This is a genomic window from Modicisalibacter coralii (genome assembly GCF_004117855.1).
Classification (GTDB): domain Bacteria; phylum Pseudomonadota; class Gammaproteobacteria; order Pseudomonadales; family Halomonadaceae; genus Modicisalibacter; species Modicisalibacter coralii.
In genome coordinates, this window is sequence record NZ_QWBW01000053.1 from 1 (window position 1) to 16,973 (window position 16,973).

15 protein-coding genes and 5 tRNA genes are annotated in these 16,973 nt (G+C 68.3%); 10 read left to right on the forward strand and 10 right to left on the reverse strand.

Annotation, left to right across the window (positions count from 1 at the left end):
• The 10 genes from D0901_RS20385 to ccoN form a co-directional block, all read right to left on the reverse strand.
• The coding region (locus D0901_RS20385; RefSeq protein WP_129142131.1) for a radical SAM protein at positions 1-639 on the reverse strand (639 nt) is incomplete at its 3' end.
• Positions 640-709: 70 nt separating this feature from the next.
• Positions 710-1,426: a sulfite exporter TauE/SafE family protein gene (locus D0901_RS20390; protein ID WP_129142142.1), complete on the reverse strand. Its 717-nt coding sequence runs from the start codon at positions 1,424-1,426 to the stop codon at positions 710-712.
• Positions 1,426-1,659, reverse strand: coding sequence for a cbb3-type cytochrome oxidase assembly protein CcoS (ccoS, locus tag D0901_RS21340; protein ID WP_233440482.1), 234 nt, complete (start codon positions 1,657-1,659; stop codon positions 1,426-1,428). Before ccoS ends, D0901_RS20390 begins: the two co-directional genes overlap by 1 nt.
• Positions 1,656-4,112: a heavy metal translocating P-type ATPase gene (locus D0901_RS20400; protein WP_129142132.1), complete on the reverse strand. Its 2,457-nt coding sequence runs from the start codon at positions 4,110-4,112 to the stop codon at positions 1,656-1,658. The genes ccoS and D0901_RS20400 overlap by 4 nt, the downstream gene beginning before the upstream one ends.
• Positions 4,109-4,615, reverse strand: a complete 507-nt coding sequence (locus tag D0901_RS20405) for a FixH family protein (RefSeq protein ID WP_129142133.1) — start codon at positions 4,613-4,615, stop codon at positions 4,109-4,111. The genes D0901_RS20400 and D0901_RS20405 overlap by 4 nt, the downstream gene beginning before the upstream one ends.
• Before the next feature lie 2 nt (positions 4,616-4,617).
• Positions 4,618-6,027, reverse strand: a complete 1,410-nt coding sequence (ccoG, locus tag D0901_RS20410; RefSeq protein ID WP_129142134.1) for a cytochrome c oxidase accessory protein CcoG — start codon at positions 6,025-6,027, stop codon at positions 4,618-4,620.
• A 102-nt stretch (positions 6,028-6,129) separates the two neighbouring features.
• A complete protein-coding gene (gene ccoP / locus D0901_RS20415; RefSeq protein WP_129142135.1) occupies positions 6,130-7,053 on the reverse strand; it encodes a cytochrome-c oxidase, cbb3-type subunit III in 924 nt (307 codons plus the stop codon).
• Positions 7,050-7,259: a cbb3-type cytochrome oxidase subunit 3 gene (locus D0901_RS20420; protein ID WP_129142143.1), complete on the reverse strand. Its 210-nt coding sequence runs from the start codon at positions 7,257-7,259 to the stop codon at positions 7,050-7,052. The genes ccoP and D0901_RS20420 overlap by 4 nt, the downstream gene beginning before the upstream one ends.
• 5 nt (positions 7,260-7,264) lie before the next feature.
• Positions 7,265-7,873 carry a cytochrome-c oxidase, cbb3-type subunit II gene (gene ccoO / locus D0901_RS20425; protein ID WP_129142136.1) on the reverse strand — a complete coding sequence of 203 codons (609 nt, stop codon included), beginning with the start codon at positions 7,871-7,873 and terminating at the stop codon, positions 7,265-7,267.
• A gap of 21 nt (positions 7,874-7,894) precedes the next feature.
• Positions 7,895-9,319: a cytochrome-c oxidase, cbb3-type subunit I gene (gene ccoN / locus D0901_RS20430; protein ID WP_129142137.1), complete on the reverse strand. Its 1,425-nt coding sequence runs from the start codon at positions 9,317-9,319 to the stop codon at positions 7,895-7,897.
• A gap of 176 nt (positions 9,320-9,495) precedes the next feature.
• On the opposite strand from ccoN, the gene D0901_RS20435 reads away from it, so the two are divergent.
• The 10 genes from D0901_RS20435 to D0901_RS20480 form a co-directional block, all read left to right on the forward strand.
• Complete coding sequence (locus D0901_RS20435) at positions 9,496-10,257, forward strand: alpha/beta family hydrolase (protein WP_233440483.1); 762 nt, start codon at positions 9,496-9,498, stop codon at positions 10,255-10,257.
• A 40-nt stretch (positions 10,258-10,297) separates the two neighbouring features.
• Positions 10,298-10,373, forward strand: a tRNA-Val gene (locus D0901_RS20440).
• Between the two features lie 20 nt (positions 10,374-10,393).
• Positions 10,394-10,470 (forward strand) — tRNA-Asp (locus D0901_RS20445).
• Positions 10,471-10,548: 78 nt separating this feature from the next.
• Positions 10,549-10,625: transfer RNA gene (locus tag D0901_RS20450), tRNA-Asp, on the forward strand.
• A gap of 28 nt (positions 10,626-10,653) precedes the next feature.
• Positions 10,654-10,730: transfer RNA gene (locus tag D0901_RS20455), tRNA-Val, on the forward strand.
• A gap of 6 nt (positions 10,731-10,736) precedes the next feature.
• Positions 10,737-10,813, forward strand: a tRNA-Asp gene (locus D0901_RS20460).
• Between the two features lie 320 nt (positions 10,814-11,133).
• Complete coding sequence (locus tag D0901_RS20465) at positions 11,134-13,149, forward strand: NADPH-dependent 2,4-dienoyl-CoA reductase (protein ID WP_233440484.1); 2,016 nt, start codon at positions 11,134-11,136, stop codon at positions 13,147-13,149.
• A gap of 190 nt (positions 13,150-13,339) precedes the next feature.
• Positions 13,340-14,389, forward strand: coding sequence for a threonine aldolase family protein (locus tag D0901_RS20470; protein ID WP_129142139.1), 1,050 nt, complete (start codon positions 13,340-13,342; stop codon positions 14,387-14,389).
• A gap of 265 nt (positions 14,390-14,654) precedes the next feature.
• Positions 14,655-16,577 carry a PrkA family serine protein kinase gene (locus D0901_RS20475; protein WP_129142140.1) on the forward strand — a complete coding sequence of 641 codons (1,923 nt, stop codon included), beginning with the start codon at positions 14,655-14,657 and terminating at the stop codon, positions 16,575-16,577.
• Between the two features lie 127 nt (positions 16,578-16,704).
• On the forward strand, positions 16,705-16,973 hold a 269-nt coding region (locus D0901_RS20480; RefSeq protein ID WP_129142141.1), incomplete at its 3' end, for a DUF444 family protein.

Sequence of the window (16,973 nt, forward strand, 5' to 3'; positions counted from 1 at the left end):
GGCCTCCTCGACCAGGTTCTCGGTCAACTGGCGCGGCTGCACACGGTTGATGGCACGCTGCACCTCGATGTCGAAGTCCTGCACGCCGAGGCTGATGCGGTTGAAGCCCAGCGACTGAAGATGGCGCAGGGTCAGGACATTGGCCTCGCGGGGGTCGATCTCGATGGCGTAGTCGCGATCCGGCGCGGACGACAGCCCGAAGCGGGCGTGCAGCCGGTCGATCAGATCGCTCATCTGGTCGAGCGTCAGGAAGGTCGGCGTACCGCCGCCCCAGTGCAGTTGCCGGACCTCGCGGCGGGTGTCGAGGTGTTGGCCGACCAGCACCATCTCGCGATCCAGGCGGCTCAGGTAGGCATCGGCCCGCCGCGAGTCCTGCGCGCCGATCTTGTTGCAGGCGCAGTAGAAGCAGATCCGCCGGCAGAAGGGGATGTGCACGTAGAGCGACAGCGATCGCTGCGAGCGATTGCTGTTCTCGAGGGCCTCGGCATAGGCCTCGGCGCCGAAGCCCGGAGCGAAGTCCAGGGCGGTCGGGTAGGAGGTGTAACGCGGCCCGGTGTGGGCATAGCGTCGGATCAGGGCCGCTTCCCGTTCGGCAGGCGTGGCCGTGACGGCGGGGAGATCGGCGACGGTGGCTGGCATGACTGCTCTCTCGAACCGGGGGCGATGCGTTCATCGTACGTGGCCGGTCGGGGAGGCGGCGTGACCTGGGTCAAGCGCCGTGAGGATGACCGCCGGCGAGCATCGCGGCGAGTTGCCACCCCTGCCAGAGGGCGAAGGCGAGGATCGTCAGCGCGGCGACGGTGCGGGTCGCCGGATGCCGGACCAGCATCGCCAGTCGATGGGCGGCGGCGCCGGTGGCCAGCAGCGCGGGCAGGGTGCCCAGGCCGAACGCCCCCATCAGCGCCGCGCCCCGCCAGGCGTCGCCGCCGGCGAGGCTCCAGGCGAGCATCGAATAGACCAGCCCGCAGGGCAGCCAGCCCCACACCGCGCCCAGCGCCACCGCCTGGGGCACGCGGACCACCGGCATCAGGCGCCGGCCGAACGGTTCCAGCCGGCGCCACAGCCGCCGCCCCAGCGCCTCGACGCGGCTCAGGCCGCGCCACCAGCCGCCCAGATAGAGCGCCATGAGCATCAGCATCGCGGCGGCGAGCCCCTGCAGCAGCAGACGCAGTACGCGGTGGACGTCGCCGGCCAGCATGCCCAGCGTGGCGACCAGCGCCCCGGCGAGCATGTAGCTGGCGATGCGCCCCAGGTTGTAGCCGAGCAGCAGCCCGGCCAGACGTTGCGGGCTGCGCTGGCTGGGCGGCACGGCGAAGCTAAGCGCACTCATGATCCCCCCGCACATGCCGATGCAGTGGGCGCCGCCGAGCAGGCCGACGACGAAGGCCGCGGCGAGCGGCGGCAGATCGAGCGCGCCGGGGGCCATCATTCGCGCGGCCTCCGCGCCTTCTGGGGAGCGTCGCCGGATGCCCTCGGGCGAGGGTTGGCATCGCCTCGACGCGCCGCCGGCAGGTCGCCCTCGTCGTCGTCGAAGAGGATGCGATGGGCCGGGCCCTCCAGGTCGTCGAACTGCCCCGACCTCACCGCCCAGAAGAACGCCCAGACGGCGAAGCCGAGCAGCACCAGCGACAGCGGGATCAACAGATAGAGGATGCTCATGGCGACGCCTCCGCCTCCGCCGGCGGGACAGCCTGCGGGGCGCTGCGCCCCAGGCGCAGGGCGTTGCCGACCACCAGCAGCGAGCTGGCCGACATGCCCAGCGCGGCGGCCCAGGGCGGCACCCAGCCGAGCGCGGCGAGCGGCAGCGCGCAGAGGTTGTAGCCCAGCGCCCAGGCGAGGTTCTGGCGGATCACCCGGCGCGTGGCGCGGGCCAGTTCCACGGCGTCGACCAGCCGCCACAGTCGTGGCGACAGCAGCACGCCGTCGGCGCGGGTGCGGGCGAGATCGGTGGCGCTGTTCATCGCCAGCGAGACGTCGGCGGCGGCGAGTACCGGCACGTCGTTGATGCCGTCGCCGACCATGAGTATCCGCTCGCCACGGGCCTGGAGCGCGCGAAGATGGGCGAGCTTGCCCTCGGGCGTGGCGCCGGCGGTCCAGGCCTCGACGCCGACCCGCTCGGCCAGCGCGGCGACCGTCTGCCGGGCATCGCCCGAGAGCAGTTCGACGCCGAGCCCCGCGCGTTTCAGCGCGGCCACGGTCGCGGCGGCATCCTCGCGCAGGCGATCGTCGAGGCGGAACCAGGCCAGTGCGGTGCCGGCCCCGGCGAGCAGCAGCCATTGGCCGTCGGGCGAGGGCGGCGAGGGCGGCGCGTCCAGCACGAAATCGGCGCGACCCAGGCGGTAGCGGCGATCGCCGATCCACCCTTCGAGCCCGCAACCGGGGTGGTTGATCACCTCGGTGGCGGTCAGTGACGCATCGCGCCAGGCGGCGAAGGCGCCGGCGATGGGATGCTCGGAGTGGGCCTCCAGTGCCGCGGCCAGGGCGCGTGAGCGCTCGCCGTCGACGGCGGCGCCGAGCGCCACGGTCTCGCAGAGCCGCAGGCGACCTTCGGTGAGGGTGCCGGTCTTGTCGAACACCACGCGGCTGATGCGGGCCAGGTCGTCGATCGCCGGCGCGCGGGTGATCAGCACGCCACGCCGCTTGAGTCGCCCGTGACAGGCGGTGAGCGCGGCGGGCATGGCCAGCGCCAGGGCACAGGGGCAGGTCACCACCAGCACCGATAGCGTCACCCACAGCGCGCGCCCGGGGTCGACCAGGCTCCAGGCCCCGGCCACGACACCGGCGATCAGCAGCACGCCGAGCACGACGCCTCGGGCCAGCCGGGCGCTGCGTTCGGCGACGGGCGAGCGTTCGGCGAAGGCCCGGTCGGCCAGGGCGAGGATACCGGCGGCGCGGGAATCGCGCCCCCGGCGCACGACCTCGATGATCAGCGGGCTGTCGACGTTGAGGCTGCCGCCGGTCGCCGACTCGCCGGGGCCGCGCCGGACGGGTTGCGACTCGCCGGTGAGCATCGCCTCGTCGAGCCGCGAGGTCCCGGTGACGATCACCCCGTCGGCGGGGATGCCGCCGCCCGGCGTGACGCGTACCCGGTCGCCGGGTTCGAGCCGGTCGGCGGGCACGATGCGCTCGCCGCCGTCGGCGTCGAGCCTCAGCGCACTGCTCGGCAGCACGCCGGCCAGGGCATTGCCGCTGCGCCCGTGACGCTGCCGGGCGCGTCTCTCGAGATAGCGGCTGAAGAGCAGGAAGAAGGTGAACATGCTCAGTGAGTCGAAGTAGACCTCGCCGCCGCCGGTGAGCACCGCCCAGGCGCTGGCCAGGTAGGCGCCGAGAATCGCCAGCGATACCGGCACGTCCATGCCCGGGTGACGGCTTCGCAGGTCACGCCACGCGCCACGCAGGAAGGGCTGCGCGCAATAGCCCACCACCACGGTGGCCAGCATCAGCGACAGGGCGTGGAAGAGCCCCTGGAAGGACGCGCCGATGCCACCCTCGCCGGCGACATAGAAGGGGATCGAGAACATCGCCACCTGCATCATGGCGACGGCGGCGACGATCAGCCGGCGGATCAGTCGGCGCTCGTCGCGCTGCAGCCGGCGTTGGGCCTCGTCGGGCGCATAGGGTTGCGACGGGTAACCGATCGCCGCCAGCTCGGCGAGGATGCGCGAGAGCGGCAATTGCCGGCGGTCCCACTGCAGATGCAGGCGGTGATGGCTGAGATCGACCGCGCTGCGCTCGAGCCCGTCCAGGGCGTCGAGGCGATGTTCGATCAGCCAGGCACAGGCCGCGCAGGTGATGCCGTCCACCGCCAGGGTTGCCGAGACGCGCGCGCCGGTCTCGTCCAGCGGATGCACGAAATCGGCCTGCAGTTGCGGGTCGTCGAAGACCTGCCAGGTCTCGGCGCGGGCGGCGGGTCCCGCATCGGGGCGCTCGGGCAGCCGATCGCGGAAGCGGTAATAGCTCGCCAGACCGCCGTCGACGATGGCCCGGGCCACGGCCTCGCAGCCGGGGCAGCACAGCGGATGGTGCGTGTCGTCGAGCACGAGGTGCCACGCGGCACCCACCGGCACGGCGCCACCACAGTGGTAGCAGGGCGTGGCGGTCGCGGCGGTCACGTGCCGCTCCCGCGGGGGGCGAGCCACAGCGCGTCGTGGCGGGGCAGGGTGATTTCGCCGGTCAGGCGCCACACCGGCTCGGTCGCCTCGGGGTGGAGCTGCACGTACCAGCGATACGCCAGGCGTTCGCCCAACTGGCCGTGGTAGCGCCTGCCGTGGACGTGATCGAGGGTCACGCGCTGGTCACGGTCCTGGGTGGGGAACACCAGTTCCAGCAACAGGCGCTCGGGACGCGCGTCGCCGACGAGATCGACGGTCACGTCACCGGTGAGGTCGTCGATGCGCAGGCGCGCGCGCATGCCCAGCTCGCGGGCGGCGGCGTCCTGTTCGAGCACCTTGTTGATCGCCAGTCCCTGCTTGTAGTAGTTGTCCGCGACCATGCCGTCGAAGCTGGTGATCGACAGCACCAGCGTGGTGGTGCCCATGACCACGGCCAGGCCGAGCACGGCCAGCAGGAACCAGGGCCAGAACTCCTTGAACCAGGGGCGAACCGGCTGTTGCATGGTCATCTCCTCGCGGGGCCCAGGAAACGGGCCTCCTTGGTCAGGGCGATAGCGGGGGCATCGACGGCGCTCACCGCGATGCTGATCGTGCGCCCGGGCCCATCGAGTGCCGCGGGCGGCGCCGTCAGTTGCAGGGGCAGGCGCCGGCTGGCGCCGCCGGCGAGATGCAGCTCGGCGTCGCTGGTCAGGCGCAGGCCGTCGATGCCGCGCACGGCGATGCGGAAGTCATGGGCGTGCCGGTCGAGGTTGCGGACCTGCAGGGTGTAGACGTTGCGGAGGTCGCCCGCGGCGGTCAGGTCATAGAGCTGGTTGCGATCGCGCTGGACATCGATGTCGAGCGGCACGCGGGTGCTCAGGGCCCAGACCAGGAGGCCGGTCATCACCAACAGCGCCGCCAGGTAGCCGAGCAGGCGCGGCCGCCACAGGCGCGTGCGCCTGCCCTCCAGGGCGTGTTCGGTGGTGTAGCGGATCAGCCCGCGGGGGGCGTCCAGGCGATCCATCACGTCGTCGCAGGCATCGATGCACGCCGCGCAGCCGATGCAGGCGTATTGCAGGCCGTCGCGGATGTCGATGCCGGTGGGGCAGGCCTGCACGCACAGGCCGCAGTCGATGCAGTCGCCCTGACCGGTGGCGCGATGATCGAGATCCCGGCGTCGTGCGCCGCGGGGGTCGCCGCGGGCGGCGTCGTAGGAGACCACCAGGGTGTCCTTGTCGAACATCACCGACTGGAAGCGCGCATAGGGGCACATGTACAGGCAGACCTGCTCGCGCAGCCAGCCGGCGTTGAGGTAGGTGAACAGCGTGAAAAAGCCGATCCAGAACCACGCCCAGCCGCTCGCCGAGAGTGTCGCCAGGTCGACCGTCAGGCCGCGGATCGGCGTGAAGTAACCGACGAAGGTCACTCCGGTGGCGACGGCGATCATTAGCCAGAGCCCGTGCTTGAGGCTCTTGCGGGCCAGCTTGGCGGCATTCATCGGTTGGCTGTCGCGCCTGATGCGGCGATGGCGCGGCCCTTCGGCGAGTGTTTCCACCCACAGGTAGAGCCAGGTCCAGACGCTCTGCGGGCAGGCGTAGCCGCACCAGACCCGGCCGGCGAACACGGTGACGAGGAACAGCCCGAAGGCGCAGAGGATCAGCAGCCACGCCAGCAGCGCGAAATCCTGCGGGTAGAAGGTGGCGGCGAAGACGTGAAACTCCCGCCCGGGCAGGTCGAACCACACCATCGGGCGGCCCTGCCAGGTCAGCCAGGGCAGGCCGAGGTAGAGAGCCATCAGGCCCCAGTTGGCGTTGCGCCGCAGGCGCTGGAAGCGGCCGCGCACGGCGCGCACGTAGACGTGCCGGCGTTTGGCGTAGAGCGACGCCGTGGCGCCCGCTGGCGCGGCAGGGTCGTGAAGCGGGATGTGTTCGCGCATGTTGCCACCATCGCGTCGGGCTCGGACCGGGGCCGACGGGCCATCATAGTCGAGTGGGCGGCCGTGCAGGCGGGGTGCGACGGCGGGTCGCGCCCCGCGCCGTCAGTGCGACAGGCCGTAGATGTAGGCCGCCACCAGATGCACCTTGTTCTCGCCGATGTACGCGGCCTGGGCCGGCATGGTGCCGTTGCGGCCCTGGCGCAGCGTCTCCAGCACGGCATCCAGCGTCGCCTGGCCCGGGCGCCGGTAGAGCCAGGTGTCGTCGGTCAGGTCGGGGGCGCCGAGGGCCGTGTTGCCCTTGGCGTCGCTGCCGTGGCAGGCCACGCAGGTCGCGGCGAACAGCGCCTTGCCCTGGGCGGCACGCGCCGTGTCGTGCTCGCCACCGGACAGGCCGACCACGTAGTTGGCGATGTTGCGCAGGTTATCCTCGCCGAGCTGTTGCCAGGCCGGCATCACGCCGCTGCGCCCCTGGGCGATGCTCCGGGTGATCGCCTCGGGAGAGCCGCCGTAGAGCCAGTCGCCGTCGCTGAGATCGGGAAAGCCGTAGCCGCCCCGGGCGTCGGAGCCGTGGCACACCGCGCAGTTGTTGAGATACAGCCGCTCGGCGACGCGCATCGCCTCGGCGTCCCCGGCCAGTTCGGGGATCGGCACCTGCTGGTAGCGGGCGAAGATCGGCGCGTACGTCTCGTGGGCCCGCTGCATCTCGGCCTGCCACTGCGTTTCCTGGGTCCAGCCCAGCAGGCCGCGATAGTTGCCCAGCCCCGGGTAGAGCGCCAGGTAGCCGAGAGCGAAGACCAGGGTGGCGATGAACAGCAGGAACCACCAGCGCGGTAGCGGGTTGTCGTATTCGTCGATGCCGTCGGCGCTGTGGCCGGTGGTCTCGACCTCGCCGTGGGCGTCGGGCGACTTGTCGGTGCGGCGGTTGCCGAACAGTATCCAGGCGCAGAAGACGATGGTGCCCAGGGTGATGACGATGACCCAGGCGCTCCAGAAGCCGGGGAGGCCATGCCCCCATAGATCCTTCATGTGTCGTTGCCTCCCTTCTTCTGGCGGGCGGGGGGAGCGTCGCGGCCCGGTGGCGTGGCGTCCTCATCCTCGTCGTCGGCGAAGGGCAGGCGGCTGGCCTCGTCGAAGTCGGACTTGCGGCGTGTCGAGTAGGCCCAGGCGACCACGCCGAGGAAGGCGATCAGGATCAGCAGGGTCATGAGGCCGCGAAAGGTGCCGATATCCATTGGGCTCACCGAGTGTCCTTGATGACGGTGCCGAGCTGCTGGAGATAGGCCACCAGCGCGGTGATTTCCTGTCTGCCCTGCACGGCGTCCCGGGCGCCGTCGATCTGCGCCTGGGTGTAGGGCACGCCGAGGCGATTCAGGGCGCGCAGCTTGTCGGCGGTATGCGCGCCGTCGAGGGTGTTGTCGAACAGCCAGGGGTAGGCCGGCATGATCGACTCGGGGACCACGTCGCGGGGATTGTAGAGGTGGGCGCGGTGCCAGGCGTCGCTGTAGCGCCCGCCGACGCGGGCGAGATCCGGGCCGGTGCGCTTGGAGCCCCACAGGAAGGGATGGTCATAGACGAATTCGCCGGCCACGCTGTAGTGGCCGTAGCGCTCGGTCTCGGCGCGAAACGGGCGGATCATCTGCGAGTGGCAGTTGTTGCAGCCCTCGCGGATGTAGATGTCCCGGCCCTCGAGCTCGAGGGCCGAGAGCGGCTCGAGGCCCTCCACCGGCTCGGTGGTCTCCTGCTGGAAGAACAGCGGCACGATCTCGGCCAGCCCCCCGAAGCTGATCACCACCAGCACCAGCACGGCGAGCAGACCCACGTTCTTTTCGACGATCTCGTGTCTCATGCGTGTCGATTTCCCCGGTGATCAGGCGGTCTGGGCGGACGACGGGCGCAGCGTCTCGCCGCGCCGGACGGTCATCGCCACGTTGTAGGCGAGCAGCAGCATGCCGGCGAGGAAGAATCCGCCGCCGGCCCAGCGCACCACGTAGCCGGCGTGACTGGCCTCGAGCGTCTCGACGAAGGTGTACATCAGGGTGCCGTCGTCGTTGACCGCCCGCTGCATGAGCCCCTGCAGGATACCGTTGACCCACATCGCGGTGATGTAGAGCACGGTGCCGATGGTCGCCAGCCAGAAGTGCACGGCGATCAGCTTCACCGAGTACATCTCGCGCTGGCCGTAGAGACGGGGGAAGAGATGATACAGCGCGCCGAAGGTGATCATCGCCACCCAGCCCAGCGCCCCCGAGTGAACGTGACCGATGGTCCAGTCGGTGTAGTGGGAGAGCGCGTTGACGGTCTTGATCGCCATCATCGGCCCCTCGAAGGTCGACATGCCGTAGAACGACAGCGCCACCACCAGAAAGCGCAGCGTCGGGTCGGTGCGCAACTTATGCCAGGCGCCGGAGAGCGTCATCATGCCGTTGATCATGCCGCCCCAGGAGGGTGCGAGCAGGATGATCGACATCACCATGCCCAGCGACTGGGCCCAGTCGGGCAGCGCGGTGTAGTGCAGGTGGTGGGCGCCCGCCCACATGTAGGTGGTGATCAGCGCCCAGAAGTGGACGATCGACAGCCGATAGGAGTAGATGGGGCGTCCGGCCTGCTTGGGCACGAAGTAGTACATCATGCCCAGAAAGCCCGCGGTGAGCAGAAAGCCCACGGCGTTGTGGCCGTACCACCACTGGGCCATGGCGTCGATGGCGCCGGCGTAGGCGGAATAGGACTGGGTCAGCGAAACCGGGATTTCGGCGGAGTTGACGACGTGCAGCACGCCCATGGTGATGATGAAGGCCGCGTAGAACCAGTTGGCGACGTAGATGTGCGAGGTTTGGCGCCGCTTGATGGTTCCCAGGAAGACCACGCCATAGGCGACCCAGACCACGGCGATCAGGACGTCGATCGGCCACTCGAGTTCGGCGTACTCCTTCGAGGTGTTGTAACCCATCGGCAGGCTGATCAGGGCCAGCACGATCACCGCCTGCCAGCCCCAGAAGGTGAACGCCGCCAGGCCGTCGGAGAACAGCCGCGCCTGGCAGGTGCGCTGCACCACGTAGTAGGAGGTGGCGAACAGCGCCGAGCCGGCGAAGGCGAAGATCACCAGGTTGGTGTGCAGCGGGCGCAGGCGGCCGAAACTGGTCCAGGGCAGGTCGAGATTGAGTGCCGGCCAGGCGAGCTGGGCGGCGATGAAAACGCCCAGGCCCATGCCCACGCTCCCCCATACCACGGTCATGATCGCGAACTGTCGGACGACGCGGTAGTTGTAGGTGGGGTGTTCCAGAGCTGTGTTCATGTCAGGTTCCCGTCGAACTCAGGGCGTGGCCGTGTCGCGGCCCGGTCTGCCCGCCGATGGCCACTCGCCTGCTGATGCAGGTCAACGCCGTCGAAGGATTCCCGGCGCGCCTTCGGGTAAGCTGTATTCGTCGAAGCGCGGCGTCTCGCGGCAGTATAGAGAGGTGTCGACAGAAAGTGTATACAACGATTGGATACAGCAAGGTGGCCAAGCACGACTGGGCCGACAGGCTACGCGAGTCGGGCGATGCGCGACTCTATCTCGAGGGCCTGGGGCCGCTGGAGATCGCCGGCAAGGCGCGCCTGGGGCGGTTGCTGCTGGCGCATGGCGCCGGCGCCGGCCAGGATGCGCTGTTCATGCAGCGCCTGCGTCAGGCGCTGGCCGGACACGGGGTGCAGACCCTGGCCTTCGAGTTCGCCTACATGCAGCGCATGCGCGAGGAGCGGCGTCGCCGCCCGCCGCCGCGCGCCGAGCGGCTGGTGGAGGAGTTTCAGGCCTGGCGCGAGGCGGTGTCGGTGGCGGGGCTCGCCGACCCCTGGCTGGGCGGCAAGTCGCTGGGTGGGCGAGTGGCGAGCCTGCTCGCCGTCGAGGCGGGCGCCCCTGGCCTGATCCTGTGCAGCTATCCGTTCCACCCGCCCGGCAAGCCGGCGCGTACCCGGCTGGCGCACTGGCCGCGACTCGCCTGCCCGACCCTGGTGCTGCAGGGCAGTCGCGATCCGTTCGGTACCCGCGAGGAGGTCGCGAGCTACACGCTGCCGGCCTGCGCCGAGGTCCATTTCCTCGCCGACGGCGAACACGACTGGCGTCCGCGCAAGGCCTCGGGGCGTACCCAGCAGTCGCTGATCGACGAAGCGGCGGAGCAGGTGGCGCGGATGATGGCGACGCATCGCAGCGCCCCAGCGCGTCGATCCGGGGTGGAAGGGACTGAAAGGCGTTGACATTGCTCGGATGGCCTGTAGAATGCAGCGCCACGTGACCGGGTGGTTAGCTCAGTCGGGAGAGCACCAGCCTTACAAGCTGGGGGTCACTGGTTCGAACCCAGTACCACCCACCATCACGTCGGAAAAGTAATGCGGACCGGTAGTTCAGTCGGTTAGAATGCCGGCCTGTCACGCCGGAGGTCGCGGGTTCGAGTCCCGTCCGGTCCGCCACGCTTTCCCGGACAGCGTTCGCGTTGTCGAATCAGTCAGGTGGTTTGCGCTCTCGGCGGTGACAGCCAGGCGCCACGTGGACCGGTAGTTCAGTCGGTTAGAATGCCGGCCTGTCACGCCGGAGGTCGCGGGTTCGAGTCCCGTCCGGTCCGCCATCGACGCCAGCAGATGCAGTACGACCCCGGGTGGTTAGCTCAGCCGGTTAGAGCACCAGCCTCACATGCTGGGGGTCACAGGTTCGAGTCCTGTACCACCCACCAAAATGCGGACCGGTAGTTCAGTCGGTTAGAATGCCGGCCTGTCACGCCGGAGGTCGCGGGTTCGAGTCCCGTCCGGTCCGCCATTTTCTCTCCCTCGTCGTACGTTCCGTTCTCCTTCCTCTCTTCGTCGTACGTTCCGTTCTTCTCCGCACTGTCGCCCACGCTTTCGTTCGGCGTACACGCGCGATTGCCATGTTGCTTCCGTCAGGTCGCGATCTGATATGGAACGCCTGTCGTGGTGCAGGTGATATACCCCGACCAGTGGATTCCACCAGCGTCGCGATGTCGGCTCATGACAAGCCCGTCGAGCCCTCGAGGTTGCGTGCCGGCCCTGACCGGGTACACTCTTTCATACGATTGTTTGAATCGCTCGTCGACAGAGTTCTCCCGGGAGGAACCGCTCGTGACCGCTGCCTATCCGCACCTCTTCCAGCCGCTCGACGTGGGCCCGCTGACCCTGCGCAATCGCGTCCTGATGGGTTCCATGCACACCAACCTGGAAGAGGCGCCGGAGGGCTTCGCGCGTCTGGCGGCGTTCTATGCCGAACGGGCCCGGGCCGGGGTGTCGCTGATCGTCACCGGGGGCATCGCACCCAACGCCGAGGGGGCGGTCTTCCAGGGGGCGGCCAAGCTGACCGACGCCACCGAGGCCGAGCGGCATCGGGCGGTGACCCGGGCCGTCCACGCCGAGGGTGGGCACATCTGCCTGCAGATCCTGCATGCCGGGCGCTATGCCTATTCGTCGGCACTGGTCGCGCCCTCGGCGATCCAGGCGCCGATCAACCCTTATCCGCCCCGGGCGCTCGGCGCCGACGAGGTCGAGCGGACCATCGACGATTACGTGAACTGTGCGCGCCTGGCCCGCGAGGCCGGCTACGACGGCGTCGAGGTGATGGGCTCCGAGGGTTACCTGATCAACCAGTTCGTGTGTCGGCGCACCAACCGGCGAGACGATGAATGGGGCGGCGACTTCGCCAACCGCATCCGCTTCCCGGTGGCGATCGTCGAGCGCATCCGCGAGACGCTGGGGGCGGATTTCCTGATCATCTTCCGCCTGTCGATGATCGATCTGGTCGAGGAGGGCAGCACCTGGCAGGAGGTGGTGGCGCTGGGCCGCGCCATCGAGGCGGCGGGGGCGAACCTGATCAATACCGGCATCGGCTGGCATGAGGCGCGGGTGCCGACCATCGTCACCAGCGTGCCGCGCGCCGTGTTCAGCGAGGTCACCCGGCGCATGAAGGCCGAAGTGACGATTCCCCTGATCACCACCAACCGTATCAACATGCCCGACGTCGCCGAGCGTCTGCTCGCCGAGGGCGTCGCCGACATGGTGTCGATGGCGCGGCCCTTCCTGGCCGACCCCGAGTGGCTGGCCAAGGCCGAACGCGACGACGCGGCGGCGATCAATACCTGCATTGCCTGCAACCAGGCGTGCCTCGACCACACCTTCCAGGGCAAGCTGACCAGTTGTCTGGTCAACCCGCGCGCCTGCCACGAGACGGAACTGACCCTGGCGCCGGTGGCCACGCCACGCGCGGTGGCCGTGGTCGGGGCGGGACCGGCGGGGCTGGCCTGCGCGGTGAGTGCCGCCCAGCGCGGCCATCGCGTGACGCTCTTCGAGCGCGAGGCCGAGATCGGCGGCCAGTTCAATTTCGCCCGGCGCATTCCCGGCAAGGAGGAGTTCGCCGAGACGCTGCGCTACTATCGGGTGATGCTCGAACGACTCGGTGTCGCGCTGCGCCTGAACACCGCGGCCCAGGCGGAACAGCTGGTGGGTTTCGATGCCGTGGTGCTGGCCTCCGGCGTGCGCCCGCGTGCCCTCGACCTGCCGGGCATCGATCATCCCTCGGTGCTCGACTACCCGACCGCGATCCGCCATCCCGACCGCGTCGGCCGACGCGTGGCGATCGTCGGCGCCGGCGGGATCGGCTTCGACGTCGCCGAGCTGTTGACCCATGCCGGCCATCCGGCGCTCGATGGCGAGGCGTGGTGCGCGGAGTGGGGCGTGGATCTCGCCGTCGCCGAACCGGGCGGGCTGGCGCCGATGGCGGCGCCGGCCGTGCCGCGCCAGGTGTATCTGCTGCAGCGCAAGACCTCGAAGCCCGGCAAGGGGCTGGGGACCACCACCGGCTGGGTGCACCGGGCGGCGCTGCGGCACCGTGGCGTGCAGATGTTGCCCGGTTGCGAGTACCTGGGGGTCGAGGACGGCGGCCTGCGTCTGCGTGTCGACGGCGAGGAACGCCTGCTCGCGGTGGACAGCGTGGTGGTCTGTGCCGGTCAGGAGTCGGTGATCGAGTTGCTCGCGCCGCTGCGCGAGCGCGGCGCGGATGTCCACGTGATCGGCGGCGCCGAGAAGGCCGCCGAACTGGATGCCAAGCGCGCCATCGATCAGGGGACGCGCCTCGCCGCCGTGCTTTGAGGTAGGCGGCCCGCGGGGCCACCTTCCTCCCTTCGGGCAGGGTGTTAGACTGGAGTCTGTTGAGATGCCCCCGATGCGCCTCGCACGAGACGTCTCGACAGGCCCACGGCGTGAGATCCACGCCGACGCTCGGATGCGATGGCACCCTGTCGCGTCCGTCAACAACAACAGTCTCGCGAAAGGAACCCCCATGCCCTCCGATTGCTCGCCACGCTTTCTGGCCAGTGACAACACCTCAGGCGTCTGCCCGGAAGCGCTGGAATATCTGATCGCCGCTAACCAGAGCGATGATCTCGCCTATGGCAACGACGCCTGGACGCAGCGCGCCAGCGATCGCTTTCGCACCCTCTTCGACTACGACTGTGACGTCTTCTTCGTTTTCAACGGTACCGCGGCCAATTCGCTGTCGCTGGCCTCCCTGAGCCAGAGCTATCACAGCGTGATCTGTCACGAGCTGGCGCACATCGAGACCGACGAGTGCGGCGGTCCCGAGTTCTTCTCCAACGGCTCCAAGCTGCTCACCGCTAGCGGCGAGCACGGCAAGCTGACGCCCGACGGCATCGAGCGCCTGGTGACCAAGCGCAGCGACATCCACTACCCCAAGCCGCGGGTGGTGTCGATCACCCAGGCCACCGAAGTGGGCACGCTCTACACCCGGGAAGAACTGCTGGGCATTCGCGCCATGGCCGACAAGTACGACCTGCGCCTGCACATGGACGGCGCGCGCTTTGCCAACGCCTGTGCGGCGCTCGAGGCGTCGCCGGCCGAGCTCACCTGGCAGGCCGGTGTCGACGTGCTGTGCTTTTCGGGCACCAAGAACGGCCTGCCGATGGGCGAGGCGGTGGTGTTCTTCAACCGCGACATGGCCGAGGACTTCGACTACCGCTGCAAGCAGGCCGGTCAGCTTGCCTCCAAGATGCGTTTCATCGCCGCCCCCTGGCTGGGGCTTCTGGAGACCGGCGCCTGGCTCGACAACGCCCGGCATGCCAACGCCATGGCCCGTTACCTGGCCGAGGGGCTGACCACGCTGCCCGGCGCCCGGCTGATGTTTCCGCCCCAGGCCAACAGCGTGTTCGTCGAACTGCCGCCCGACATGCTGGCGCGTTTGCGCGAACTCGGCTGGACCTTCTATACCTTCATCGGTGCTGGCGGGGCGCGCTTCGTGTGTGCCTGGAACACCTCGACCGAACTGCTCGACGAGTTGTTGACAGACATCCGGACGGCGCTCGAGGCCGGTTAGGCTTTGTACGAAAACTGCCTGCGCTCGTCACTGTCGTACAGGCGTCAAGCCGGCCCCGGCTTGACGAATTTCCTTATTTCGCGATCGAACCTTCGCGGGGCCCGGGGCTCTTAGCTTGAAAGAGGGGCACCGCGCGGTTGCGTTGAATGACCTCATGGCCAGCTCTCCATCGTCAGTCGTTTATCCGTCTACGCTGATCAATACGCCAGCCCGGAAATCACAGACTGTTGTCAGCGACCGGGTGTCGCGATCTAAGGAGGCCTCAATGAGCATCTTCGACCATGTGCAGAACCGCTACGAGCAGGTTCAGCAGGAAGAGATGAGTCTTCAGGAATACCTGGAACTGTGCCGAACGGACCCCGGGGCATATGCCAGCGCCGCGGAGCGCATGTTGAAAGCCATCGGCGAGCCGGAAGTGATCGACACGTCGAAGGACTCTCGCCTGTCGCGTATCTTCACCAACAAGGTCATCCGGCGTTACCCGGCCTTTTCCGAGTTCTACGGCATGGAGGAGGCGATCGAGCAGATCGTCGCCTATTTCCGCCATGCGGCGCAGGGCCTCGAGGAGCGCAAGCAGATTCTCTACCTGCTGGGGCCGGTGGGGGGCGGCAAGTCGTCGCTGGCCGAACGGCTCAAGCTCTTGATGGAGCGGGTGCCCTTCTACGCCATCAAGGGGTCTCCGGTCTTCGAGTCGCCGCTGGGGCTGTTCTCCCCCGAGGAGGACGGCGAGCTGCTCGAGAAGGAGTACGGCATTCCCCAGCGCTACCTGAAGAGCGTGATGTCGCCCTGGGCGGCCAAGCGGCTCAAGGAGTACGGCGGCGACATCTCGCAGTTCCGCGTGGTGCGCCTGCACCCGTCGCGGCTCAACCAGATCGCGGTCTCCAAGACCGAGCCCGGCGACGAGAACAACCAGGACATCTCCTCGCTGGTGGGCAAGGTCGATATCCGCCAGCTCGAGCTCTATTCCCAGGACGACCCCGACGCTTACAGCTTCTCCGGGGGCCTGTGCAAGGCCAACCAGGGGCTGATGGAGTTCGTCGAGATGTTCAAGGCACCGATCAAGGTGCTGCACCCCCTGCTGACCGCGACCCAGGAGGGCAACTACAACCCCACCGAGGGCATGGGCGCGATCCCCTTCGAGGGCGTCATCCTCGCCCACTCCAACGAGAGCGAGTGGCAGCAGTTCCGCAACAACCGCAACAACGAGGCCTTCCTCGACCGCGTGTTCATCGTCAAGGTGCCCTACTGCCTGCGCGTCTCCGAAGAGATCAAGATCTACCAGAAGCTGCTCGAGCACTCCTCGCTCAACGAGGCGCCCTGCGCACCCGACACCCTGCGCCTGCTGGCCCAGTTCTCGGTGCTCTCGCGGCTCAAGGAGCCGGAGAATTCGAGCATCTACTCGAAGATGCGCGTCTATGACGGCGAGAATCTCAAGGACACCGACCCCAAGGCCAAGTCGATTCAGGAGTATCGCGACGCCGCCGGGGTCGACGAGGGCATGGACGGGCTGTCGACGCGCTTCGCCTTCAAGATCCTCTCCAAGGTGTTCAACTTCGACAGTCACGAGGTCGCCGCCAACCCGGTGCATCTGCTCTACGTGCTCGAGCAGCGACTCGAGCAGGAGCAACTGCCCAAGGAGACCCACGAGCGCTACCTGCGCTTCATCAAGGAGTTCCTGGCGCCGCGTTACGTCGACTTCATCGGCAAGGAGATCCAGACCGCCTATCTCGAGTCCTACAGCGAGTACGGCCAGAACATCTTCGATCGCTACGTGACCTACGCCGACTTCTGGATCCAGGATCAGGAATACCGCGATCCCGAGACCGGCCACATGTTCGACCGTCAGGCCCTCAACGAGGAGCTGGAAAAGATCGAGAAGCCGGCGGGCATCTCCAACCCCAAGGACTTCCGTCACGAGGTGGTCAACTTCGTGCTGCGGGCGCGTGCCCAGAACAACGGCATGAATCCCAGCTGGCAGTCCTACGAGAAACTCAAGGGCGTGATCGAGCAGAAGATGTTCGCCAACACCGAGGAACTGCTGCCGGTCATCTCCTTCAACGCCAAGGCCTCGGAGGCCGACAAGCGCAAGCACGAGGATTTCGTGGCCAGGATGGTCGAGCGGGGGTATACCGAAAAGCAGGTGCGCCTGCTTTCCGAATGGTATCTGCGCGTCCGCAAGTCGCACTGACCGTCGCTATCGGCCGGGGGCGGGGCGTCGATGGCGTCCCGCGCTCCCCGTCGCGACCCAACGCGAGAGCGCCGAATGGTGCGGCGAGAGCCGACAGGCATCCCGTGCGCTCCCTGGGGAGGCATGCATGAGCTATTTCATCGATCGACGGCTCAACGACCGTCACAAGAGCGAGGTCAACCGGCAGCGTTTCCTGGACCGCTACCGGACCCACATCAAGCGCTCGGTGGAGGAGGCCGTCAACAAGCGCTCGATCACCGACATGGAACGCGGCGAGAAGATCTCGATTCCCGCCCGCGACATCTCCGAGCCGGTCTTCCAGCACGGGCCGGGCGGCAAGCGTACCGTGGTCAGTCCCGGCAACAAGGAGTTCGTCGCGGGTGACCGGCTCGGAGA

Bases quoted from the DNA above. Each gene is read 5' to 3' on its own strand.
- ccoG (WP_129142134.1), bottom strand. From the start codon at position 6,027: ATGCGCGAACACATCCCGCTTCACGACCCTGCCGCGCCAGCGGGCGCC.
- D0901_RS20470 (WP_129142139.1), top strand. From the start codon at position 13,340: ATGCCCTCCGATTGCTCGCCACGCTTTCTGGCCAGTGACAACACCTCA.
- ccoO (WP_129142136.1), bottom strand. From the start codon at position 7,873: ATGAGACACGAGATCGTCGAAAAGAACGTGGGTCTGCTCGCCGTGCTG.
- ccoP (WP_129142135.1), bottom strand. From the start codon at position 7,053: ATGAAGGATCTATGGGGGCATGGCCTCCCCGGCTTCTGGAGCGCCTGG.
- ccoS (WP_233440482.1), bottom strand. From the start codon at position 1,659: ATGAGCATCCTCTATCTGTTGATCCCGCTGTCGCTGGTGCTGCTCGGC.
- D0901_RS20390 (WP_129142142.1), bottom strand. From the start codon at position 1,426: ATGGCCCCCGGCGCGCTCGATCTGCCGCCGCTCGCCGCGGCCTTCGTC.
- D0901_RS20420 (WP_129142143.1), bottom strand. From the start codon at position 7,259: ATGGATATCGGCACCTTTCGCGGCCTCATGACCCTGCTGATCCTGATC.
- ccoN (WP_129142137.1), bottom strand. From the start codon at position 9,319: ATGAACACAGCTCTGGAACACCCCACCTACAACTACCGCGTCGTCCGA.
- D0901_RS20475 (WP_129142140.1), top strand. From the start codon at position 14,655: ATGAGCATCTTCGACCATGTGCAGAACCGCTACGAGCAGGTTCAGCAG.
- D0901_RS20405 (WP_129142133.1), bottom strand. From the start codon at position 4,615: ATGCAACAGCCGGTTCGCCCCTGGTTCAAGGAGTTCTGGCCCTGGTTC.